This is a genomic window from Stenotrophomonas sp. 89682_Sma, assembly GCF_056481405.1.
Map to the genome: position 1 here is coordinate 3275690 of NZ_CM151147.1, position 23502 is coordinate 3299191.

Consider the following 23502-nt stretch of genomic DNA (forward strand, 5'->3'; position numbering starts at 1 on the left):
TATTCCGTACAGGTCATCAACGCAGGTAATGCATCAGCACGCCCAGCAGGGCAATCAGGCCGATGATCATCGCGAAGGCGTAGTGATAGAGGAAACCGGATTGGGTACGACGCAGCACGCCGGCTGCAACGTCCACAACACGTGCCGAGAGATTGACCACGCCGTCGACGATGTTGCTGTCGATCCAGCGCGAGACCTTGCCCAGCTTGACGCTGCCGCCGGCAAAGCCATCGATCCACAGCTTGTCGAAGCCGTACTTGTTTTCCAGCACCGAAACGATCGGGGCGAAGGTCTTGCGCGCCTTGCCCGACAGGTCCGGCTTCCACAGGTAGAACAGCGCAGCCAGCAGGAAGCCCGCCAGGGTCAGCCAGAACGGCGGCAGCATCATGCCGTGCAGCGCGAACGCGACCGGGCCATGGAACTCTTCACCCAGGAACGCCACGGTGTTCTTGGCCGGATCGTAGAAATCGACGATGCCGGTGAAGAACGTCTGTGCCTGGCCCTTGATCGCCTCGTGGGCATGGTGGCCAGCCCAGTCGGTGCCGTGCAGCATCGGACCAATGCTGAAGAAACCGATGGCGATCGACGGGATGGCCAGCAGGACCAGCGGCAGGGTCACCACCCACGGAGTTTCATGCGGCTCATGCGGACCGTGGCCATGGCCGTGGTCGTCATGGGCATCGCCATGGTGGGCGTCGGCGGCGTGGTGATCGTCATGGCCATGGCCATGATCGTCATGCGCGTCGCGGAAGCGTTCCTTGCCATGGAAGGTCATGAACAGCAGGCGGAAGCTGTAGAAGCTGGTCACCAGCACGCCACCCAGCACCGCCCAGTAGCCATAGGTGGCCACCCAGCTGTTCTGCATGTGGGCATGGATCTCGGCCGCCTCGATGATGGTGTCCTTCGAGTAGAAGCCGGAGAAGAACGGCGTGCCGACCAGGGCCAGCGTACCGATCCACATGGTGATGAAGGTGATCGGCATGTACTTGCGCAGCCCGCCCATCTTGCGCATGTCCTGCTCATGGTGCATCGCGATGATGACCGAGCCGGCGCCCAGGAACAGCAGGGCCTTGAAGAAGGCGTGGGTCATCAGGTGGAACACGGCGGCCGAGTAGGCCGACACGCCCAGGGCGACGGTCATGTAGCCCAGCTGCGACAGCGTGGAGTACGCGACGACACGCTTGATGTCGTTCTGCACGATGCCGATCAGGCCGGTGAAGAACGCGGTGGTGGCACCGATGAACAGCACGAAGTTCAGCGCGGTCTGCGACAGCTCGAACAGCGGCGACATGCGGGTGACCATGAAGATACCGGCGGTCACCATCGTCGCGGCGTGGATCAGTGCCGAGATCGGGGTCGGGCCTTCCATCGAGTCCGGCAGCCACACGTGCAGCGGGACCTGGGCCGACTTGCCCATGGCGCCGATGAACAGGCAGATGCAGATGACGGTGGCGATCGACCAGATCACCGGCTCGTTCAGCAGCTGCATGCCCAGGATCGTGCCGTCCCAGATCTGCAGCTGGGCGCGCGGGTCAGCCAGCATGCCGGCCTGCGAGAACACCTGCGAGTAGTCCAGGGTGCCGAACACCCACAGCACGCCGGCGATGCCCAGCAGGAAGCCGAAGTCGCCGACGCGGTTGACCAGGAACGCCTTCATGTTGGCGAAGATCGCGGTCGGGCGCTTGAACCAGAAGCCGATCAGCAGGTACGACACCAGGCCCACCGCTTCCCAGCCGAAGAACAGCTGCAGGAAGTTGTTGCTCATCACCAGGGTGAGCATCGAGAAGGTGAACAGCGAGATGTAGCTGAAGAACCGCTGGTAGCCCGGGTCGTCCTGCATGTAGCCGATCGTGTAGATGTGGACCAGCAGCGACACGAAGGTCACCACCACCATCATCATCGCGGTCAGCTTGTCGACCATGAAGCCGACGTGGGCCGAGTACTGGCCAACCTCGAAGAACGTGTAGATGTTCTGGTTGAACGGCTGCGCGCCGCCCCACATCAGCTGGTAGAACGTGTACATCGACAGGCCGCAGGCTACCGCGACGCCGAGGATGGTGATGGTCTGCGCGCCGAAGCGCTTGACCTGGCGACCGAACAGGCCGGCGATGATGCTGCCGAACAGCGGTGCAAGCACCACTGCGATCAACAGACTCTTGGAGAGAGTGATTTCCATCTGTGGATCAGCCCTTCAGCGAATCGACTTCGCCGACATTGATCGTGCGGCGGGTACGGAACAGGGTCACCAGGATCGCCAGGCCGATGGCGGCTTCCGCAGCGGCGACGGTCAGGATGAAGAACACGAACAGCTGGCCGGACGGATCGCCCAGCTGACGCGAGAAGCCGACGAAATTGATGTTCACCGACAGCAGCATCAGTTCGATCGACATCAGCAGGACGATGACGTTCTTCCGGTTGAGGAAGATGCCGGCCAGGCTGATGGCGAACAGCACCGCGCCAAGCGCAAGGATGTGGCCAAGGGTAATCACGGCTGGGTCTCCTCGCCGGTGGCCGGCTTGCTGTTGCTGTGCACGACCGGTGCTTCGGCACCCATCTTGACCATGCGCAGGCGCTGGCCGGCCTTGACCATGGTCTGCTCGCCCGGGTTCTGGCTCTTCACGCCGGTGCGGCGACGCAGGGTCAGCATCACGGCGGCGACCACGGCCACGGTCAGGATGACGGCGGCGAACTCGAACGGCAGCAGGTACTCGGTGAACAGCGTGCGTGCCAGCCAAGTGATGTTGGAGCTGTCGGCAGCGACCGCAGCGGCGTTGTCGGCCGGGAACGGGTTGACCGCCCTGCCCTTCACGCCGATCAGGATCAGCATCTGCACCAGCATCGCCACGGCCACGATGAGGCCGACCGGCAGGTAGCGCACCCAGCCTTCACGCATCTTGGTGGGGTCGATGTCCAGCATCATCACCACGAACAGGAACAGCACCATCACCGCGCCGACGTAGACCAGCACCAGCGCCACGCCGAGGAACTCGGCGCCCACCAGCAGCCACACGCAGGCAATGGAGAAGAAGGTCAGCACCAGGCACAGCACGGCGTGCACCGGGTTGCGCACGCTGATCACCGCACCGGCCGAAACCGTTGCCGCGATGGCGAACACCCAGAAAGCGATATTTACCCAATCCATCTCTCGACCTCAGCGGTAAGCGGCATCGGCGGCACGACGCTCGGCGATCTCGTTTTCGAGACGATCGCCAAGGGCCAGCAGCTGCGGCTTGGTAACGATGTTTTCGCCACGGTTCTCGAAGTGGTACTCGAGGATGTGGGTTTCGACGATCGAGTCCACCGGGCAGCTTTCCTCACAGAAGCCGCAGAAGATGCACTTGAACAGGTCGATGTCGTAGCGGGTGGTGCGGCGGGTGCCGTCCTCTCGCTTGGCCGAGTCGATGGTGATGGCCAGGGCCGGGCACACCGCTTCGCACAGCTTGCAGGCAATGCAGCGCTCTTCGCCGTTGGGATAACGGCGCAGTGCGTGCAGGCCACGGAAGCGCGGCGACTGCGGGAACTTCTCCATCGGGTACATCATCGTGTACTTCGGCTTGAAGCTGTACTTCAGCGTCAGCCAAAGGCCGGCCAGCAGTTCGAGCAGCAGCAGGCTCTTGAAGTAATGGGTAATCCTGTTCATCACTTAGACGCCCTTTTGAATCACGCCGAAGAACACCATGACGGCGGTAACCGCGATCCACAGAATGGCCAGCGGGATGAAGACCTTCCAGCCCAGGCGCATGATCTGGTCATAGCGGAAGCGCGGGAAGCTGGCACGGAACCAGATGTAGGCACTGGCGAAGAAGAACACCTTGACGAACAACCACGGTGCACCGCCCTTCCAGATCCAGTCGACCAGCGGCGAGACATCGCCGAAGTTGACCCAGCCCTGGACCGGGCTCAGCCAGCCGCCGAGGAAGAAGATCGAGATCAGGAAGCTGATCAGGATCATGTTCGCGTATTCGGCCAGGAAGAACAGGGCGAAGGCACCGCCGGAGTACTCGACCATGTGGCCGGCAACGATTTCCGACTCGCCTTCCACCACGTCGAACGGCGCGCGGTTGGTTTCGGCCACGCCCGACACCCAGTAGATGACAAACAGCGGGAACAGCGGCAGCAGGAACCAGTCGAAGAAGCCGGAGCTGCCGGCCTGCGCCATCACGATGTTGCTCAGGTTCAGGCTGCCAGCGGCGATCATCACGCCGACCAGGGCGAAGCCCATGGCGATTTCGTAGCTGATCATCTGCGCCGAGGCGCGCATCGCACCCAGGAACGCGTACTTCGAGTTGGACGCCCAACCGGCCAGGATGATGCCGTAGATGCCCAGCGAGGTCATCGCCAGCAGGTACAGCAGGCCAGCGTTGGCGTTGGACAGCACGATCTGCGAATCGAAGGGCACCACCGACCACGCCGCGAAGGCCGGGGCCAGGGTGATCAGCGGAGCCAGCAGGTAGATCGCCTTGTTGGCACTGCTCGGCTGGACCACTTCCTTGAACAGCAGCTTGAAGACGTCGGCGAAGGCCTGGAAGATGCCCATGCCCACGTACATCGGGCCGTGACGGACGTGCATCCAGCCGATCAGCTTGCGTTCCCAGACCACGTAGAAGGCCACCGAGATGATCACCGGAACGGTGATCACCAGGATCTTCAGGATGATCCAGATCAGCGCACCGATATCACCGAGGCCAAGCAGCCACTGGTGCAGCGGGTCGACCGCGTTCAACAGCAATTCGTTCATGCAGCCACCACCGATACGCGAGCGGCACCCAGCGGCGCGGTCGCGCCGTGGCCCGATTCAATCCAGACCGAACCCGCAGCAACGCGGGCGTCGACCACCACCGGCAGGGTGGCCTTGCCGGCATCGGTGCCGACCTTGGCCATCTGCCCTTCCTGCAGCTGCAGGCGCGCGGCATCGTCAGCGTTCAGCACGATGCGCGGGGCGTTGTTGAGCGGATGCGACTGCAGCGCCGGCGCGCGACGGACCACCGCATCGGTGCGATAGATCGCGGCGGTCGAAGCCACTTCCAGGCCTTCACCGGCAACCGCCGGCTGCGCCGAAGCGACAACGTCGACCGACACCGGGGCCAGGCTGGCACGCAGGCCGGCCAGGTCGGTGAAGTCGAAACCGGCCAGCGCCATGTCGCCGCCCAGTGCGCGCAGCACGCGCCAGCCTTCACGGGCCTCGCCCGGCAGCTTGCCGCCGGCACGGGCCGACTGCTCGCGACCATCGAGGTTGGTCAGGGTGGCGTCGATTTCCGGCAGTGCACCGATCGGCAGGATAACGTCGGCAACGTCGCGGGTGGACACGCAGGCGAACTGGCTGAAGGCCACCACCTGGGCACCGGCCAGCGCCTTGCGCGCGGCCGGGGCGTCGGCGAAGTCCAGGCCCGGCTCCAGGCCGTACACCACATAGGCCTGGCGCGGCTGCGCCAGCATGGCGGCCACGTCCTTGCCGGCCGGCAGCACGCCGGCGCGGGTCAGGCCCACGGCATTGGCACCCTGCGGGATGCGGCACAGCTTCGCACCGGTGGCGGCAGCGAAGTCACGCGCAGCGGCGCGGATCGCGGCAGCCTGCGGGTGGTTCTCGGCGATGCTACCGACAATCAGCACGGTGTTGCTGCCGCCCTGCACGGCCGAACGCAGCTCGGCGCTGGCCAGCGCGTCGACGAACTTCGACGGGGCAACGATCTGCTTGCCGGCGACACTGAAAGCAAAGTCGAAGTCCACCGGGTTGACGACGTGGATCTTCGCGCCCTTGGTGGTCTGCGCCTTGCGCAGGCGGGCGTGCAGCAGCGGCAGTTCGTGGCGGATGTTGCTGCCCAGAACGACGATGCGGTCGGCTCCCTCGATCTCGGCCAACGGCAGGCCGAACACTTCGGCGGTGGCGGCGTCGGAGAAATCGCGGTTGTTGATGCGGTGGTCGATGTTGCTCGAACCCAGGCCCTTGGCCAGGCGGGCAAGCAGCGCGCCTTCCTCGTTCGAGGTGGACGGATGCACCAGCACGCCCAGGTTGTCGCCCTGGTTCGCCTTGAGGATCTCGGCGGCCGCGGCCAGGCCTTCGGCCCAGCTCACTTCCTTCCACTCGCCATTGACCTTGCGCAGCGGCTTGACCGCACGGTCTTCGCTGTACAGGCCCTGGTGCGAGTAGCGGTCACGGTCGGACAGCCAGCACTCGTTCACGGCTTCGTTGTCGCGCGGCACGGTGCGCAGCACTTCGCCGCGACGCACGTGCAGGAACAGGTTCGAACCCATCGCGTCGTGGTAACCCAGCGACTCGCGCGCGGTCAGTTCCCACGGGCGGGCGCGGAACTGGAACACCTTGTTGGTCAGCGCGCCGACCGGGCAGACGTCGACGACGTTGCCCGACAGCTCGGTGGTCAGCGGCTTGCCGTCGAAGGTACCGATCTGCAGGTTCTCACCGCGGTACATGCCACCCAGTTCGTAGGTACCGGCAACGTCGGCGGTGAAGCGGACGCAGCGGGTGCACTGGATGCAGCGGGTCATCTCGGTGGCGACCAGCGGACCCATGTCCTCGTCCGGCACCACGCGCTTGCGCTCGTTGAAGCGGCTGACCGAACGGCCATAGCCCAGCGACACGTCCTGCAGCTCGCACTCGCCGCCCTGATCGCAGATCGGGCAGTCCAGCGGGTGGTTGATGAGCAGGAACTCCATCACCGAGCGCTGGAACTTCAGTGCCTTTTCGCTACGGGTGGCGACCTTCATGCCGTCCATCACCGGGGTAGCGCAGGCGGGTGCCGGCTTCGGCGACTTCTCCACGTCCACCAGGCACATGCGGCAGTTGGCGGCGATCGGCAACTTCTCGTGGTAGCAGAAGCGCGGAATGGAGATGCCGGCCTTGTCGGCGGCTTGGATGATCATCGAGCCCTTGGGCACGACCAGCGACTTGCCATCGATCTCGATGGTGACGTGATCGGGTGGGACGCTCGGATTTACGGGTTGCGCGCTCATGCAGCGGCTGCCTCCACCTTCTTGCCGTCAACCATCGAATGACCGTTGACGATGTAGTACTCGAACTCGTCCCAGAACTGGCGCAGGAAGCCCTGGATGGGCCATGCAGCCGCTTCGCCGAACGCACAGATGGTGTGGCCTTCGATCTGGCCAGCCACCGCCTTCAGCTGGTGCAGGTCTTCCATCGTGGCCTTGCCGGCAACGATGCGCTCCAGCACGCGGTGCATCCAGCCGGTGCCTTCACGGCACGGGGTGCACTGGCCACAGGATTCCTTGTGGAAGAACTGGCTGATGCGGCAGGCGAACTTGACGCAGCAGACGCTGTCGTCGAGCACCACGATCGCACCCGAACCGAGGCCGGAGCCCAGCGCACGGATGGTGTCGTAATCCATCGGCAGGTCCTTCAGCTCGGCCGCGGTCAGCACCGGCATCGACACGCCGCCCGGGATCGCGCCCTTCAGCGTGCGGCCCGGACGCAGGCCACCGGCCATTTCCAGCAGGTCGTGGAACTTGGTGCCGAGCGGCACTTCGAAGTTGCCACCGTTCTGCACGCAGCCGGACACCGAGAAGCACTTCGGGCCGCCGTTGGCGGTCAGACTCAGGCCCTTGAACCACTCCGGGCCGTTGCGGATGATCGCCGGCACCGAACCATAGGTTTCGGTGTTGTTGATCGTAGACGGCTTGCCGTACAGGCCGAAGTTGGCCGGGAACGGCGGCTTGTAGCGCGGCTGGCCCTTCTTGCCTTCCAGCGATTCCATCAGCGCGGTTTCTTCGCCGCAGATGTAGGCGCCAGCGCCCAGCGCGCCGTAGATGTCGATGTCCACGCCGCTGCCGAGGATGTTCTTGCCCAGCCAGCCGTTTGCATAGGCGTCGGCCAGGGCCTGCTCGAAGTGCTCGAACGGCTCGTGGTGGAACTCACCGCGCAGGTAGTTGTAGCCCACGGTCGAACCGGTGGCGTAGCAGGCGATCGCCATGCCTTCCACCACCGAATGCGGGTTGTAGCGCAGGATGTCGCGATCCTTGCAGGTGCCCGGCTCGGATTCGTCCGAGTTGCAGAGGATGTACTTCTGCATGTTGCCCTTGGGCATGAAGGACCACTTCAGGCCGGTCGGGAAGCCCGCGCCGCCGCGGCCGCGCAGGCCCGAGGCCTTGACCATCTCGATGACCTGCTCCGGCGGGATCTTCTCTTCGAGGATCTTGCGCAGGGCGGCGTAGCCACCGGTCTTCAGGTAGCTTTCGTACGACCACGGGGTGTCGTAATGCAGGGTGGTGTAGACCACCTGGTGCGGCAGCGGCGCGGGGCCGACCGGACCCTTGGATTCGTGGTGATGTGCCATGCCCTTACTCCAGCCCGTCCAGCAGCTCGTCGACCTTTTCCAGGGTCAGACGCTCATGGTAGTGACCGTTGATGACCATCATCGGCGCGCCCCCGCAGCCGGCCAGGCACTCTTCCTCGCGCTTGAGGTAGACGCGGCCGTCCGGGGTCGATTCACCGTGCTTGATGCCCAGCTTCTTCTCGCAGTGGCGCACGATGTCCTCGGCGCCATTGAGCCAGCAGCTGATGTTGGTGCAGATGGCCACGTTGTTGCGGCCCACCTTCTCGGTCTCGAACATCGAGTAGAAGCTGGCGACCTCATAGGCCCACACCGGCGGCAGGTCCAGGTACTTGGCCACGCCGGCGATCAGTTCGTCGGTCAGCCAGCCCTGGTTCTGCTCCTGGGCCGCATGCAGGCCCTGCAGCACGGCAGAGCGCTTGCGGTCCGGCGGGAACTTGGACAGCCAGTGATCGATGTGAGCGCGGGTCTTGTCGCTCAGCACCACCATCGGGTCGACGTCGCGCGCCGCCTCGAAATTACCTGTCGCCTTCATCGGCCGACCTCAGCGAAATGCATAACGTGAAATTCCAGAAACTGCGGCGCCGGCTTGCGCCGGCTGCCTGCAGCGGGCGTTGGCGTGGCGGACGGCATTACCGGTCAACCTCGCCGAACACCAGGTCGTAGGTACCGATCATCGCCACCACGTCGGCCAGCATGTGGCCGCGCACGATCGAATCGATCGAGGACAGGTGGGCGAAGCCCGGTGCGCGCAGGTGCACGCGGAACGGCTTGTTGGCGCCATCGGAGACCAGGTAGCAGCCGAACTCGCCCTTCGGGGCTTCCACCGCCGAGTAGGTCTCGCCGGCCGGCACGCAGTAGCCTTCGCTGAACAGCTTGAAGTGATGGATCAGCGCTTCCATGTCGTCCTTCATGTCCTCGCGCTTGGGCGGAGCAACCTTGAAGTTCTTCACCATCACCGGGCCCGGGTTGGCCTTCAGCCACACCACGCACTGCTTGATGATGCGGTTGGATTCGCGCATTTCAGCAACGCGGACCAGGTAACGGTCGTAGCAGTCGCCTTCCTTGCCCAGCGGGATGTCGAAATCGACGGCATCGTACTTGGCGTACGGGCGCTTCTTGCGCAGGTCCCAGGCGACGCCCGAGCCACGCAGCATCACGCCGGTCATGCCCCACTGGTGCGCCAGTTCCGGCGTCACCACACCGATGCCGACGGTACGCTGCTTCCAGATACGGTTGTCGGTCAGCAGGGTTTCGTATTCGTCGATGCGCTTGGGGAACTCGACGGTGAAGTTTTCCAGGAAGTCCAGCAGCGAACCTTCGCGCGAAGCATTGAGCTGCTTCAGCGCCTTGCCCTTGTGCCAGCGCGATTCCTTGTACTTCGGCATGTGGTCCGGCAGGTCGCGGTAGACACCGCCCGGACGGTAGTACGCCGCGTGCATGCGCGCGCCGGAGACCGCTTCATAGCAGTCCATCAGCTCTTCGCGCTCGCGGAAGGCGTACAGCATCACCGCCATCGCACCCAGGTCGAGCGCGTTGGAGCCCAGCCACATCAGGTGGTTGAGGATGCGGGTGATTTCGTCGTACATGGTGCGGATGTACTGCGCACGCTCCGGCGCCTCGATGCCCATCAGGGTCTCGATCGCGCGCACGTAGGCGTGCTCGTTGCACATCATCGACACGTAATCCAGGCGATCCATGTAGCCGATCGACTGGTTGAACGGCTTGGACTCGGCCAGCTTTTCGGTACCACGGTGCAGCAGACCCACGTGCGGGTCGGCGCGCATGATGGTTTCGCCGTCCATTTCCAGGATCAGGCGCAGCACGCCATGCGCGGCCGGATGCTGGGGGCCGAAGTTCATGGTGTAGTTGCGGATTTCCTGCCGGCTCTCGGCGGCGTTGCTGGCGAATGCTTCGCCGGCCTGGTGTACGTGGCTCACTTCACTGCCTCCTGCGCGCGCTCACCTTCTGCGGTCTGCAGACGGGCGTCGTCGCGAATCACGCGCGGCACGCCGACGCGCGGCTCCACCGAGGTGACCGGTTCGTAGATCACGCGCTTCTTTTCTTCGTCGTAGCGGACTTCGACATTGCCGATCAGCGGGAAGTCCTTGCGGAACGGATGGCCGACGAAACCGTAGTCGGTCAGGATCCGGCGCAGGTCCGGGTGGCCTTCGAAGATCACGCCGTACAGGTCGAACGCTTCGCGCTCGAACCAGTTCAGGCCCGGCCAGATGCCGGTCAGCGAGGACACCACCGGCAATGCTTCGTCAGGGGCGAAGCAACGCAGGTGCATCATCAGGTTGTGCTGGTACGAACGCAGCTGGGCGACCACGGCGAAACGCTGGGTCGGCATGTGCTGCGGGCGGGCGCCGTCGGCACCGTTTTCCTCGGTGGGGAACTCGCCCCACGCGAAACGGCCCTGGGCCTTGCCTTCGACACCACGGCTGAAGCCCTGCGAGGACACGTCGGCGGTGTCCCATTCGTCGGAGCCATAGCCAAGGTAGTCGACGCCGCAGAGATCCACGGCCTGCTCGAAACCAAACTCGTCACGCAGCGCCAGCGCGGTGGCATGCCACTCGGCGGCAGGCACCTCCAGCGTCACTTCGCCGCGGGGTTCGACCACGATGACCTTCGCACCAGCGAAACGTGCGGAGAGTCGGTCGATGAAGGATGCTTGCTCTGCCATGGGGGCTTGGCGCGCTCTTGTAGTGTGGAAGGGTCAGCGGGCGATGGTCTGTGTACGCCAGATCTTCTTCTGCAGCTGCAGGATCCCGTACACCAGCGCCTCGGCGGTCGGCGGGCAGCCCGGGACGTAGACGTCCACCGGCACCACGCGATCACAGCCGCGCACGACAGAATAGGAGTAGTGGTAATAGCCGCCGCCATTGGCGCAGCTACCCATCGAGATGACCCACTTCGGGTCCGGCATCTGGTCGTAGACCTTGCGCAGCGCCGGGGCCATCTTGTTGACCAGGGTACCGGCCACGATCATCACGTCGGACTGGCGCGGCGACGGGCGAAACACCACGCCGTAGCGGTCAAGGTCCAGGCGCGCGGCGCCGGCGTGCATCATCTCGACCGCGCAGCAGGCCAGGCCGAAGGTCATCGGCCACATCGAGCCGGTGCGCGCCCAGTTCAGCAGTGCGTCGACGCTGGTGGTGACGAAGCCCTTCTCCAGCAGCGGGTTGTCGCCTTCCGGCCGCAGGATGTCATCAACCCGGCCTTCCGGCGTGGGGTTGTTCATGAGGCCATCGAGAGTCTGAATCACTCCCATTCCAGCGCTCCCTTCTTCCAGACGTAAATGAAACCGAGGAACAGCATGCCGACGAACAGGCCCATGGTGACGAGCGAACGGGCGCCCAGCTCCATGAAGACCTGGGTCCACGGCACGATGAAGATGATTTCCAGGTCGAAGACGATGAACTGGATCGCGATCAGGTAGTAGCGCACGTCGAACTTCATGCGCGCGTCTTCGAAGGCCTCGAAGCCGCACTCGTACGGCGACAGCTTTTCCAGATCGGGGCGGCGGGGACCGAGGAATCGACCAACCAGCATCAGCGTAATGCCGATACCGGTGGCAACGATCAGAAACAGCAGAGACGGCAAATATTCGGCCAGCACAGCGATTCTCTCTTGCCTCTGCCGCTGCGCCTGCAGGCGCTTTGGCATGGGGGAGTGGACGGGAATCTACCTGGCGCCTTGCGCGCCAGGCGAACCCGCTTTACTTACAAATGGTGCCCAAGAGGGGACTCGAACCCCTACGACCTAAGTCGCTACCACCTCAAGGTAGTGCGTCTACCAATTCCGCCACCTGGGCAAACGATCACATCAGACTATCTTCCCGATGCGCCGCGTATTGTAACCGGCTTCAGTGTTTCTGGGAGCCTTCCGAAGGCTTTTCTTCACCAGAAACCGAAGATTCCGCCTGAGCCGGCACATTCCCGGCCGGAACCGGGGCTGCCGGGACCGCATCGGCCTTCGGAACGGCCGGCAATTCGCCTGCCGGAGCCGCCGGAGCGGTCACCGCCGGGGCGGACATCAAGCCCAGATCCTGGTCGGCCGCCGGACGGCTGCCATGACCGGCATACCAGGCCATGAAGAGACTGATGCCGAAGAACACGACAGCCAGCCACTTGGTCGACTTGGACAGGAAGTTCGAGGCGCCACGCGCACCGAACACCGTACCCGAGGCACCGGCACCAAAGCCCGAACCCGCCGCCGCACCCGAGCCACGCTGCATCAGGATCAGCGCGATCATGGCCACAGCGACCAGCACGTAGACGACATTGAGGATCAACATCAGCATTGGAAACCGCCCTCGGACAATACTTCTAGGATTAGTTCGCGGCCGCCGCCCTTGCGATGGCCAGGAAGTCCGCGGCCACCAGGGAGGCACCGCCGACCAGCCCACCATCGACATCCGGCTGCGCGAACAGTTCCCCGGCATTGTCGGGCTTCACGCTACCGCCGTAAACAATGGGCAGTGAATCAGCGATTCTAGCATCGATATGCGCGACTTCGCCACGGATGAACGCGTGCACCTGCTGTGCCTGCTCCTTGGTGGCGGTACGGCCGGTACCGATGGCCCAGACCGGCTCATAGGCAACCACCGCCCGGGCGAAACCGGCGGCACCCACCAGCTCCAGCACCGGCGCCAGCTGGCTGGCGATGACCGCCTCGGTCTGCCCCGCTTCGCGCTGCTCCAGGGTCTCACCCACGCACAGCACCGGCACCAGGCCGGCATGCAGGGCCGCGGCAAACTTGCGCGCGACCAGTTCGCTGCTTTCATGGTGGTACTGGCGGCGCTCGGAGTGGCCGACCAGGCCATAGCGGGCCCCGACCTCGTGCAGCATGGCGGCGCAGACCTCGCCGGTGTAGGCGCCCTTCTCGTTGCTGCTCACGTCCTGGGCACCGAACACCAGGCCGGTGTCACCAAAGTCCTCGACCAGCTCGCCCAGGTAGGGCAGCGGCGGCAGGATCACCACGTCCACCCCGTCCAGCGGCAGCCCTGCGGCCACCTGCCCCAGCAGTTCATTGGCGAATTGACGGCTGCCATGCAGCTTCCAGTTTCCGGCGACGATCTTGCGGCGCATGAGCGGGTGGCTCCTGTGTGAAGTCAGCCGGTCATGATACCCGTTACGGCAAAAATCCGTTTCCGTGTAAGCGGTTACATGGGTTTTCAGCCAACGGCGCAGCCCCTCGTGGCGGGGTGGGGTTGGTCGAGGAGAGCCCCGGTTGGATTGGTAGGCTTGGCCGGGCGGGCGGGACTGCGCAGGGGGCGCTGCAAGTACCCCTCCGGGGCCCGGCCCAGCCGCTGGCGGCTGTGCGTTCGGGCGCTTGCGAAGCAGTGCTTCGCCAGCAAAGCGCCCTCACCCATGTAAGCTCGATCGCCGCTTGCTCGTGTGCGCTGTCCTGCGCACACGGCAAGACCGGGATTGGGCGTCCTGCCCAACCCGCCCGAGGCATGCCTCGGGCCCATGCGGCTCACGCCCCTGCGCAGTCCCACCCGCCCGGCCTCTGACACATTCCGGCGGTTCCGCCCGCCACGGAAAGAAAAAGAAGATCAAAAGCAAAAGCGGCATTCCGGGTGGCTGCCGGGTTGGACCAGCCCCCTACCCGGCTTCGATCTGACAGATCTCATCCACGCATGGCGTGGATCTACCGTGTCGACCAAGGTCGACACCCACGGGAAATCACGATTTGCCAACCGTCACCGGGAAACTGTCGAAGGCGGGGAGGTGTCGGATGGCGGGGTGTCCGCGGCATGGATGCCGCGGCCAAGCCCCCAGGGAAGGGTTCACGGCGCCCCCGCCATCCGACACCTCCCCGCCTCCCCACGCAGAAACCCAGAGCCGCTTTGGCTTTTTGCTGTGGCCTTGGCCTCTGCGGGTGCAGGGTGCAACCCTGCAAAGAAAAAGGCCGCCTTTCGGCGGCCTTCTAACTCATTACTTCAGCTTGATCTCGCGCAGGCGTTCCTCGAGGAAGCCGTGGGCGGTGATCGGCTCCGGGTACCGGCTCGGATTCTCCGGGGTGATGCAGGACGGCAGCACGTCGATCAGGAAATCCGGGTTCGGGTGCAGGAAGAACGGCACCGAGTAGCGCGGCTGGCGGGCCAGCTCGCCCGGGGGGTTGACCACGCGGTGGATCGTCGACGGGTACACATGGTTGGTCAGGCGCTGCAGCATGTCGCCGATGTTGACCACGATGGTGTCCGCGTCCGAGGTGAACGGCACCCACTCGCCCTCGTGCGACTGCACTTCCAGGCCCGCGGCACTGGCACCGACCAGCAGGGTGATGAAGTTGATGTCGCCATGCGCACCAGCACGCACATTCGGGATGTCGTCGGTGGTGATCGGCGGGTAGTGGATCGGGCGCAGGATCGAGTTGCCGAAATTGGTCTTGTCGGCGAAGAAGTCTTCCGGCAGGCCGATGTGCAGGGCCAGCGCCGACAGCACGCGCGAGCCCAGGTTGTCCAGCGCCTGGTACAGGCCGTAGCCGCGCTCACGGAAGCCCTCGACCTCGGTCGGCCACAGGTTCGGCGCCATCACGTCACGGTACTTGGAGTCATCAGCAATTTCACGGCCGATGTGCCAGAACTCCTTCAGGTCGAAGTGCTTGGAGCCCTTGGCGGTTTCCACACCGAACGGGGTATAGCCGCGGGCGCCGCCGCTGCCGGCCACGTGGTACTTGCGCTTGACCTCGTCCGGCAGGGCGAAGAAGGCCTTGAAGGCATCGTAGGCCGCGTCGATATCGGCCTGCGGAATGCCGTGGTTGCGGATGCCCGCGAATCCCCATTGGCGGTAGGCCGCGCCCAGCTCGGCCACGAAGGCCTCGCGGTCGCTGTCGAAACGGGTGATATCGAGGGTGGGGATCTGGCTCACAGCGATTCCTGGCTTGTCATTGGGTCTGGGGGGCCGCGCATTCATGGCCCGCCTGAACATTGTGACAGATCGCCCGGCGGACGCTACTCGATCCTCGGAAACAAATCGATACAATGCGCGACCTGCGCACATTTAACGAATCCATCACGTTGGCAGCGCAAGCCCCGATCGCGCCTCCCCGACCCGACGCACCATGCCCGACGCCCCAGCCGCCATCGTCCTCCCCCCCGTAGGCCCAGCCCTTCGCTGGCGCCGGCTTGCGTGGTGGTCACTGTTCGTCCTGGGCAATGCGCTGCTGGCGACGGTGATCACCCTCGGCAACGTGCCGCTGCACGACAACCCGGGTGGCCATCAGGGCCTGGCCTATCTCGCGGTTGCCCTGCCCGGGCACCTGCTCGCCTTCGGCGCGCTGGCCGGCACGCTGCCACTGCTGCTGGGCCTCTGGCCGCGCAGCGCGCGCACGCTGAGCATCAGTGCAGTACTGCTGCAGGGCTTGTGGCTGTGCCTGCTGCTGGTCGACGCCAAGGTGTTCACCCTGTATCGCTTCCACCTCAATGCCATGGTCGTGAACATGGTGTTCGGCGGCGCCCTGCAGGACCAGGTTGCGTTGTCGTGGAAGACCTGGGTGCAGGTCGGCCTGCTGGTGGCGGCCATTTTCACCGCCGAGGGCATCCTGGCCTGGGCGTGCTGGAAGCTGCTGCCGGCCGCGCCCCACCGCCGCAGGGTGCTGCAGGCCTGGGCGGTGGCCGCCCTGCTGATGGCGAGCGGCCAAGTGGCCACCGCCTACTACGACGCACGCGGCGACCGTGACGTGATTGCCCAGTGGAACTACCTGCCCTGGGCCCAGCCGATCACCGCCAAGAGCTTCATGCGCAGGCTGGGCGTGGTCAGTGAACAGCAGGTCGGCCTGCCCGATCCGCGCCATGCGCAGCTGCTGTATCCGCTGCAGCCACTGCGCTGCCAGAACCCACAGCGACCGAACGTGCTGATGGTCGTGCTGGAATCGCTGCGCCACGATGCGCTTACCCCGCAGATCATGCCGAACACCTCGGCACTGGCGGCCTCCGCTCGTGTCTACGACCGCCATTTCAGCACGGGCAACGCCACCCGCTATGGCCTGTTCGGCCTGCTCTACGGCCTCCCGGGCGGCTACTGGCAAAGCATGCTTGACGAGCAGCGCGGCTCACAGCTGTTCAAGGTGCTGGGCCAGCAGGGGTACGACCTGCATCTGTACGGCAGCGCGCCGATGTACAGCCCGGAATTCGACCGCACCGCATTTGCGGACGTCCGCGACCAGTTGCATCAGGGCCCCTCCGAGCTGGGTTCGGAAGGCCGTGACAGCAGCATCGTGGCCTCGCTTCAGAGGGACATCCGTGCCAGCCAGGCGGCGCACACGCCGTGGTTCGGCTTCGTCTTCCTCGATTCCACCCATGCGCCCTACCACATGCCCGCAGGCTACCCGCCGCTGGCGACCCCGATGGCGCAGGAAATCGACTTCCTCAAGTTCGGCCCGGACCACGACCCGACCCCGGAAATGAACCGCTACCGGACCGCCGTGCATTACGCCGACAGCCTCGTCGGCACCCTGCTGGACGATCTGCGCGCGCAGGGCCTGGACCAGAACACCATCGTCCTGGTCACCGGCGACCACGCCGAGGAGTTCAACGATCTGAAGCTGAACTACTGGGGCCACAACGGCAACTTCTCCGACTACCAGCTGCAGGTGCCGTTCGTGCTGCACTGGCCCGGCCAGGACAGCGGCCACGAAGCACGCATCAGTTCGCATGAGGACTGGGTGCCGACCCTGATGCGTCACGCCTTGGGTTGCGAGAACGCACTGGGCGACTTCAGCACCGGCCAGGATCTGCTGGCCGAACCCGCAGGCGAGCGCGCACTGGTGGTGGAAAGCTGGTCACAACGCGCTGTCCGGCACGGCAACGCCATCTACGTGTTCGACAAGTTCGGCAATGCGACGGCGCTTGACCTGCACTACCGCCCACTGCCGCAACAGGCCCCGGATGCCGGCGCCGTACGTACCGCATGGGAAGCGCTGACCCGCTTCCGCAACCGCTGACTACAGAGGATGGATTCCATGAAACGCTCGCTGCGGATCCTGCATACCGAAGCTGCCCGGGGAATGGGTGGCCAAGAGATCTACATCTTCCGCCACATGCAGGTGATGCGTGCGCGTGGACACCAGGTGTCGCTGCTGTGCCAGCCCGATGCCCGCCTGGCCCAACTCGCGCGCGACGATGGCTTCACCGTGCATACCCTGCGCATGGGCGGCCTGGCACGGCTGCTGCGCGGGATCTGGTCGGTGTCACGCCTGGTGCGCCGCGAGCGCTACGACGTAGTCAACACCACCAGCCGCCGCGATGCACTGATCGCTGCGGCCGGCGCACGCCTGGGCGGCACGCCACTGGTGGTGCGCTCGCGCCACCTGATGAGCCCGGTCAATTCGCTGCTGACCTATACCGGTCTTCCGCACCGGATCATCACCGTCAGCGATTTCGTCAAGCGGCTGCTGGTCGATCGCGGCATTGCCGCCGGGCACATCGGCATCGTGCCCCCCATGGCGACGCCCCCGCGCTGGGGCATGACCGAGCAGGGCGATCCCTGGAAGAACCTGCAGGACACCCGCGCACAGGTCCGCGCCGAACTCGGTTTCGCCGAGCGCGACATCGTGGTCGGCTGCGTCGCCGTGCTGCGCGAGCCCAAGGGCCATGCCGAGCTGCTGCGCGCCATGGCACCACTGTGCAAGGCCAATCCCGACCTGCACCTGGCCGTGGTCGGTGACGGCGAGCCGGTGATGGGCCGTCTGCGGGCCCTGCGCAGCGAACTCGGCCTGGAGCAGCAGGTCCACCTGCTCGGCTTCCGCAGCGATGCCCACCGGCTGATGGCCGGTTTCGACATTTTCGCCCTGGCCACCCACAAGGAAGCGTCGGGCACCGTGTTCCTCGAGGCTGCGCAGGCGGCACTGCCGATCGTCTCGCATCGCGTTGGCGGCGTGCCTGAAGTGCTGGTGGAAGGCAGCAATGCCATCCTCACCCGGCTGGGTGATGACGCCGCCCTCACCGGTGCATTGCGGCTGCTGGTGGATGATCAGGATCGTCGACGGCAGATGGGCCGCGCCGGTTGGGACTGGATCCGCAGCGCCAAGCAGTTCAGCGCGACCGGCCACGGAGAGGCCACCGAAAACTACTACCTCCAATGGTTGAAGGAGCTGGGTCATGGCTAACGCCAGAACCGTACCGGTGCTGATGCACCATCATGTCAGCAACTCGCCGGGCATGATCACCGTGTCCCCGGAAAACTTCGAGAGCCAGATCGCCTGGCTCGCACGTACCGGCTGGACGTCGCTGACGCTGGACCAGTACGCCGGCTTTCTCGCTGGCAAGCCGGTGCCGCGCAAGTCGATCGTGATCACGTTCGACGACGGCTACCTGGACAACTGGGTCTATGCCCATCCGATCCTGCAGAAGTACGGCATGCATGCGGTGGTGTTCGTGGTCACTGGCTGGATGCATGAAGGCCCGATCCGCCCGCATGCCGGCGTCGAAGGGGCCGAGCTGCCGGCCACGCCGGAACATCGAGCCTGCGAAGACCTGATCTACAAGCAGGGCCGCAGCGACGAAGTAATGATGCGCTGGAGCGAAGCGCGTGCGGCAATCGAAGCCGGCACGTTCGAGGTCCACTGCCATACCCACAGCCACACCCGTTGGCTCAAGCGCGATGACCTGGACCGTGCACAGCGCCGCGAAGGCATCAGCGGCGATCTGGCCATGGCGAAGCAGACGCTGCTGGAGAAGCTCGGCGAAGTCTCCGATACGCTGTGCTGGCCCTATGGTGACTTCGACGATGACTACATCGAAGTGGCACGCGAACAGGGCTTCCGCTACCTGCACACCACCCACCCGTTCGGCCGCAACGTGGTGGGTGGCGATCCGGAGCGCATCTATCGCTTCGCGATCCGCAACCGGCCGGCCAGCTGGCTGCGCAAGCGCATCGCATGGAGCTACAACCCGCTGATCGCGCCGATCTTCAACGGCTTCAAGGCGCGGCAGAAGAAGATGGTACCTGGCCCGTAAGAGGCCACGTCCATCCTCATCACGGCAGCGCTTGGTTTTCGAATGGACTCCAAGGAACAGTGAAGGCAATGAACGTACTGGTGACCGGCGGTGCTGGCTACATCGGCTCGCATGCATGCGTGGAGCTGCAGCAGCGGGGGTTCGGCGTGGTCATCGTGGACTCGCTGTGCAACAGCAACGCCAGCGTGGTCGAGCGCATCGGACGGATCACCGGCACGGCACCGGTGTTCGTGCAGACTGACATCCGGGATCGAGCGCGCATGGCCGCCTTGATGCAGGAGCACGCGATCGATGCCGTGCTGCACTTCGCAGCGCTCAAGTCCGTGGGTGAATCCCAGAAGATTCCACTGCAGTACTTCGACAGCAACATCAGCGGTTCGATTGCCCTGCTCGGTGCCATGCAGGATGCAGGTGTGCAGTTGCTGGTCTTCAGTTCTTCGGCAACGGTGTACGGCAACCAGGACCACTGCCCGGTGGCCGAGACCGCTTCAACCTGTGCGATGACGCCCTATGGGCGCACCAAGCTGGTGGTCGAGCAGCTGCTCGCCGACCTGGCGGCAACGGGCCAGGACCTGCATATCGCGACGCTGCGCTACTTCAACCCGGTCGGCGCCCACGCCAGCGCGCTGATCGGCGAGCTGCCGCATGGCACGCCGAGCAACCTGATGCCGTACATCGCGCAGGTTGCCGCCGGGCTGCTGCCGGAAGTGCAGGTCTTCGGGGATGACTATCCGACCCATGACGGTACCGGCGTGCGCGACTACATCCATGTGCAGGACGTCGCCAGCGCCCACGTGCTGGCCCTGCAGTTCCTTCGCGACCAGCGGCGCAGCATCACCCTCAACCTTGGCACCGGCCAGGGCCACAGCGTGCTGGAACTGATCCAGGCCTTCGAGCTCACCACCGGCATACGGATTCCGTTCCGCATCGTGCCGCGACGCAATGGCGACATCGCGGTCAGCTTCGCCGATGCCTCGCTGGCGCTGCGCGAGCTGGGCTGGAAGGCGCGTCACGATCTCACCGACATGTGCCGGGACACCTGGAAGTGGCAGCGGGCGATGTCACAGGCCACGCAAGGCACAGTGCCGATGCACCTGCCCGCGCGCTGATGCGGGCAGGCACCAGTGGTCAGAAGAAACGCCCGTACACGACCTGCACGATCTCACCATTGCCGGTGTTGATCAGCAGTGCATCCGGGCCATAGCGCACCCATTCGTAGCCCATCGGCGGCATGTCCAGGCCGAACAGCCAGAAGTCGTTGAGGATGTAGTCCCCGACCCAGTACGGGCGCGGCAGGATCTGGCCGTAATGCCAACGCTGGTAGGCATAGCTGATCGGCGGATGGTAAGGCCCGATGCGGAAGGCATGATCGGCGCGGAAGTTGTGCCGGTACTCATCGCGGAAGGCCGGCCGCGCATTGCCCAGTTCGCGTGGGCGCTCCATCCGTGGGTAGCCCCAGGGCGCCTGCATCGGCTCTTCGCGCGGTGCGGACATATGCGGCCCTCCTTCGGGGCGGCGCTCGGCACTGGCGATGGAGATACCACCCAGCAACGGCATCACCAGCAGCGGCGCTGCCAGCAGGCAGCGGCTGTAGCGCAGTGAGGTGTTCATGGTCAGGGTCCTTGCAACGAAAGAAGAAGGATGGAGCGCAGTCCGCTCCGACCGGTTCCCTGCCTGCCCAAGCCCTGCGTGATTGCAAGGGAGCCTGGTACCGGGAATACGCTGCGCGTCGTTCATGACGCGTCACAAAGAGCCCAGCCGCAGCTGAACATGGTCACCGGTCGCGCATCGTTCAGCCACTGCCGCCGGAAAGCAACATGGCCGCAAACGCGGCCATGTTGATGTTCCAGCTTGTACCGTCTCCGCGAATCAGGCAGCGGCTTCACGCACTGCTGCAGACAGCCGATCCAGCGTTTCCTGCATCAGAGTGGCGTCATCGGCCTCCACGGTAACCCGCACCACCGGCTCAGTACCGGACGGGCGCAGGAACGCGCGACCGCGACCGGCCACCGCCTGCTGCGCGGCCGCCAGCGCGGCCTGCACGCTGCCGGCCTGCACCGTGGCCTTGGCCGAGACATTGCCCAACCGCACGTTGACCGTTTTCTGCGGCACCCGCTCCAGGCCCTTCAGCGCCTGGCGCAGGGTCTGGCCACTGTTGCGCAGTGCCACCAGTACCTGCAGGGCGCTGACAATACCGTCGCCGGTGGTCGCCCGATCCAGGCACAGCAGGTGGCCCGAGGCCTCACCGCCGAGAACGCCTCCGCCTTCGACCAGCGCCTGGTGCACGTAACGATCACCGACGTTGCTGCGCACGAACGGTATCTGCAGGTCGGCGAACGCCTTCTCCACACCGTAATTGCTCATCAGCGTACCGACCACCGGGCCACGCAGGCGGCCTTCGGCCTTCCACGCTCGGGCCAGGATGTACAGCAGGTCATCGCCGTCCACCGGGTTGCCCTGGTCGTCAGCCATCAGCACGCGATCGCCATCACCGTCGAACGCGATGCCGAGATCGGCACGGGTCTCGCGGACCTTGGCGGCCAGGTTGTCGATATGGGTGGAACCCACCCCGGCGTTGATGTTCACGCCATTGGGTTCGGCACCGATGCCGATCACCTCGGCACCCAGTTCGCGGAACAGCAGCGGCGCGATCTGGTAGGTGGCACCGTGCGCGCAATCCAGCACCAGGCGCAGGCCACGCAGGTCGAATGTGCGCGGCACGCTGGCCTTGCAGAACTCGATGTAGCGGCCGACCGCCTCCCGCGCGCGCGATGCCTTGCCCAGTTTTTCCGACTCAACGGTGGTGAACGGAACGTCCAGCGCCGCTTCCAGGGCCAGCTCGGTGGCATCGTCAAGCTTTTCACCCTGGGCGGAGAAGAACTTGATGCCGTTGTCGTAATGCGGATTGTGCGAGGCACTGATGACAATGCCGGCGTCCACGCCCAGCGTGCGGGTCAGGAACGCCACTGCCGGCGTCGGCATCGGTCCCAGCAGCTGCACATCGGCACCGGCACCCACCAGGCCGGCCTCCAGCGCCGCCTCGAACATGTAGCCGGAAATGCGGGTGTCCTTGCCGATCACCACGATCGGCCGGCGCCCGTCCTGGCCGCGCTGGGCCACCAGGACACGGCCCAGGGCATTGCCCAGGCGCAGCACGAAGTCGGCCGAGATCACGCCCTGGCCGACCCGTCCGCGGATGCCGTCAGTACCGAAGTACTTGCGGCCCCCCATCAAGCCACCTCCGGCGCCGGCTGGCGGCCCAGCATGGCCAGCAGATCGGACAGGCGGTCGCGCATCTCGCGGCGGTCGCAGATCTGGTCGATGGCACCATGCTCCAGCAGGAACTCCGAACGCTGGAAGCCTTCCGGCAGCTTCTCGCGCACGGTCTGCTCGATCACGCGCGGGCCGGCAAAACCGATCAGCGCCTGCGGTTCGGCGATGTTGATGTCGCCCAGCATGGCGAAGGAGGCCGACACGCCACCGGTGGTCGGGTGGGTCAACACCGAGATGTACGGCAGACCGGCCTCACGCAGCTTGCCCAGCGCGGCCGAGGTCTTGGCCATCTGCATCAGCGAGAACAGGCCTTCCTGCATGCGCGCGCCGCCGCTCTGCGAGAAGCACACGTAAGGCGCGCCGATCTCCACTGCAGTTTCAGCGGCCAGCGCGAAACGCTCCCCCACCACCGAGCCCATCGAACCGCCCATGAAGGCGAAATCGAACGACGAGGCGACCAGCGCACGGCCCTTGAGCAGGCCGCGCATGGCGATCAGCGCGTCGTACTCACCCGTGTTCTTCTGCGCGATCTTGATGCGCTCGCTGTACTTCTTCTGGTCCTTGAACTTGAGCAGGTCAGTCGGCCCCAGGCGCGCACCAATCTCGGTGGTGCTGTCGGCGTCGAACAGGGCGGCCAGGCGCGCGCGTGCGCGGATCGCCATGTGATGGCCGCACTTCGGGCAGACCTCCAGGTTTTCTTCCAGTTCCGGACGGTACAACGCGCTGCCGCAGTTGCTGCACTTTTCCCACAGGCCCTCGGGGACACTGCGCTTCTTGCTGGGGGTGTTGTCGGTGCGGATGCCGGACGGCATCAACTTGCTGAGCCAACTCATGCGGGAGGACACTTCCGTTCAGGGCGGCCCGGGGGCCGCAAAGGCGGACAGTCTAGCTCCGCTTTCCCCGCCCGTGCACCCCCTTGCCGGGCATGGGGGGGGCTGGGAAAAACCATGCTGGGAC

22 protein-coding genes and 1 tRNA gene are annotated in these 23502 nt (G+C 65.1%); 4 read left to right on the forward strand and 19 right to left on the reverse strand.

Going from position 1 to position 23502, the window contains the following annotated elements:
- Window positions 1-16: 16 nt before the first annotated feature.
- The 16 genes from nuoL to ACZK29_RS15345 all read right to left on the reverse strand — a co-directional run bounded on the left by nuoL (window position 17) and on the right by ACZK29_RS15345 (window position 15229).
- Window positions 17-2176 carry an NADH-quinone oxidoreductase subunit L gene (gene nuoL / locus ACZK29_RS15270; RefSeq protein ID WP_049429538.1) on the reverse strand — a complete coding sequence of 720 codons (2160 nt, stop codon included), beginning with the start codon at window positions 2174-2176 and terminating at the stop codon, window positions 17-19.
- Window positions 2177-2183: 7 nt separating this feature from the next.
- Entirely contained in the window at window positions 2184-2489 is a 306-nt protein-coding gene (nuoK, locus tag ACZK29_RS15275; RefSeq protein WP_005417921.1) for an NADH-quinone oxidoreductase subunit NuoK, read from the reverse strand.
- Complete coding sequence (locus tag ACZK29_RS15280; protein ID WP_049429537.1) at window positions 2486-3142, reverse strand: NADH-quinone oxidoreductase subunit J; 657 nt, start codon at window positions 3140-3142, stop codon at window positions 2486-2488. The genes nuoK and ACZK29_RS15280 overlap by 4 nt, the downstream gene beginning before the upstream one ends.
- Window positions 3143-3151: 9 nt before the next feature.
- Window positions 3152-3640, reverse strand: coding sequence for an NADH-quinone oxidoreductase subunit NuoI (nuoI, locus tag ACZK29_RS15285; RefSeq protein WP_005410456.1), 489 nt, complete (start codon window positions 3638-3640; stop codon window positions 3152-3154).
- Window positions 3641-3643: 3 nt separating this feature from the next.
- Window positions 3644-4738 carry an NADH-quinone oxidoreductase subunit NuoH gene (gene nuoH / locus ACZK29_RS15290; RefSeq protein ID WP_005410457.1) on the reverse strand — a complete coding sequence of 365 codons (1095 nt, stop codon included), beginning with the start codon at window positions 4736-4738 and terminating at the stop codon, window positions 3644-3646.
- Window positions 4735-6969: an NADH-quinone oxidoreductase subunit NuoG gene (gene nuoG, locus ACZK29_RS15295; protein ID WP_164146829.1), complete on the reverse strand. Its 2235-nt coding sequence runs from the start codon at window positions 6967-6969 to the stop codon at window positions 4735-4737. Before nuoG ends, nuoH begins: the two co-directional genes overlap by 4 nt.
- Window positions 6966-8306: an NADH-quinone oxidoreductase subunit NuoF gene (gene nuoF, locus ACZK29_RS15300; protein WP_010486436.1), complete on the reverse strand. Its 1341-nt coding sequence runs from the start codon at window positions 8304-8306 to the stop codon at window positions 6966-6968. The genes nuoG and nuoF overlap by 4 nt, the downstream gene beginning before the upstream one ends.
- Window positions 8307-8310: 4 nt before the next feature.
- A complete protein-coding gene (gene nuoE, locus ACZK29_RS15305) occupies window positions 8311-8838 on the reverse strand; it encodes an NADH-quinone oxidoreductase subunit NuoE (RefSeq protein WP_005410460.1) in 528 nt (175 codons plus the stop codon).
- 97 nt (window positions 8839-8935) lie between these two features.
- The gene (locus ACZK29_RS15310; RefSeq protein WP_478446213.1) at window positions 8936-10243 is read right to left on the reverse strand and encodes an NADH-quinone oxidoreductase subunit D; all 1308 of its coding nucleotides are present in this window, start codon (window positions 10241-10243) and stop codon (window positions 8936-8938) included.
- On the reverse strand, window positions 10240-10989 hold the full coding sequence (locus ACZK29_RS15315; protein ID WP_005410462.1) for an NADH-quinone oxidoreductase subunit C: 750 nt from the start codon (window positions 10987-10989) through the stop codon (window positions 10240-10242). The genes ACZK29_RS15310 and ACZK29_RS15315 overlap by 4 nt, the downstream gene beginning before the upstream one ends.
- Before the next feature lie 33 nt (window positions 10990-11022).
- Window positions 11023-11577, reverse strand: a complete 555-nt coding sequence (locus ACZK29_RS15320; RefSeq protein WP_005410463.1) for a NuoB/complex I 20 kDa subunit family protein — start codon at window positions 11575-11577, stop codon at window positions 11023-11025.
- Window positions 11568-11924, reverse strand: coding sequence for an NADH-quinone oxidoreductase subunit A (locus ACZK29_RS15325; protein WP_005414075.1), 357 nt, complete (start codon window positions 11922-11924; stop codon window positions 11568-11570). The genes ACZK29_RS15320 and ACZK29_RS15325 overlap by 10 nt, the downstream gene beginning before the upstream one ends.
- A 111-nt stretch (window positions 11925-12035) precedes the next feature.
- Window positions 12036-12120, reverse strand: a tRNA-Leu gene (locus tag ACZK29_RS15330).
- A gap of 51 nt (window positions 12121-12171) precedes the next feature.
- The gene (secG, locus tag ACZK29_RS15335) at window positions 12172-12609 is read right to left on the reverse strand and encodes a preprotein translocase subunit SecG (RefSeq protein ID WP_478446214.1); all 438 of its coding nucleotides are present in this window, start codon (window positions 12607-12609) and stop codon (window positions 12172-12174) included.
- A 31-nt stretch (window positions 12610-12640) separates the two neighbouring features.
- Window positions 12641-13396, reverse strand: coding sequence for a triose-phosphate isomerase (gene tpiA / locus ACZK29_RS15340; protein WP_060380673.1), 756 nt, complete (start codon window positions 13394-13396; stop codon window positions 12641-12643).
- A gap of 852 nt (window positions 13397-14248) precedes the next feature.
- The gene (locus ACZK29_RS15345; protein ID WP_111204171.1) at window positions 14249-15229 is read right to left on the reverse strand and encodes an isopenicillin N synthase family dioxygenase; all 981 of its coding nucleotides are present in this window, start codon (window positions 15227-15229) and stop codon (window positions 14249-14251) included.
- 148 nt (window positions 15230-15377) lie between these two features.
- Between ACZK29_RS15345 and ACZK29_RS15350 the strand changes: the two genes are divergently transcribed.
- From ACZK29_RS15350 to galE, 4 genes are all read left to right on the forward strand, one after another.
- On the forward strand, window positions 15378-17258 hold the full coding sequence (locus ACZK29_RS15350) for a DUF3413 domain-containing protein (RefSeq protein WP_111204170.1): 1881 nt from the start codon (window positions 15378-15380) through the stop codon (window positions 17256-17258).
- 18 nt (window positions 17259-17276) lie between these two features.
- Window positions 17277-18422 carry a glycosyltransferase family 4 protein gene (locus tag ACZK29_RS15355; protein WP_111204169.1) on the forward strand — a complete coding sequence of 382 codons (1146 nt, stop codon included), beginning with the start codon at window positions 17277-17279 and terminating at the stop codon, window positions 18420-18422.
- The gene (locus ACZK29_RS15360) at window positions 18415-19272 is read left to right on the forward strand and encodes a polysaccharide deacetylase family protein (RefSeq protein WP_111204168.1); all 858 of its coding nucleotides are present in this window, start codon (window positions 18415-18417) and stop codon (window positions 19270-19272) included. The genes ACZK29_RS15355 and ACZK29_RS15360 overlap by 8 nt, the downstream gene beginning before the upstream one ends.
- Window positions 19273-19340: 68 nt before the next feature.
- On the forward strand, window positions 19341-20381 hold the full coding sequence (galE, locus tag ACZK29_RS15365) for a UDP-glucose 4-epimerase GalE (RefSeq protein WP_111204167.1): 1041 nt from the start codon (window positions 19341-19343) through the stop codon (window positions 20379-20381).
- Between the two features lie 19 nt (window positions 20382-20400).
- Here galE and ACZK29_RS15370 read toward each other — a convergent pair whose 3' ends face one another.
- From ACZK29_RS15370 to accD, 3 genes are all read right to left on the reverse strand, one after another.
- Window positions 20401-20883 carry an RcnB family protein gene (locus ACZK29_RS15370; protein WP_111204166.1) on the reverse strand — a complete coding sequence of 161 codons (483 nt, stop codon included), beginning with the start codon at window positions 20881-20883 and terminating at the stop codon, window positions 20401-20403.
- 258 nt (window positions 20884-21141) lie between these two features.
- Window positions 21142-22503 carry a phosphoglucosamine mutase gene (gene glmM, locus ACZK29_RS15375; protein ID WP_111204165.1) on the reverse strand — a complete coding sequence of 454 codons (1362 nt, stop codon included), beginning with the start codon at window positions 22501-22503 and terminating at the stop codon, window positions 21142-21144.
- On the reverse strand, window positions 22503-23378 hold the full coding sequence (accD, locus tag ACZK29_RS15380; RefSeq protein WP_005410473.1) for an acetyl-CoA carboxylase, carboxyltransferase subunit beta: 876 nt from the start codon (window positions 23376-23378) through the stop codon (window positions 22503-22505). The genes glmM and accD overlap by 1 nt, the downstream gene beginning before the upstream one ends.
- Window positions 23379-23502: the final 124 nt, after the last annotated feature.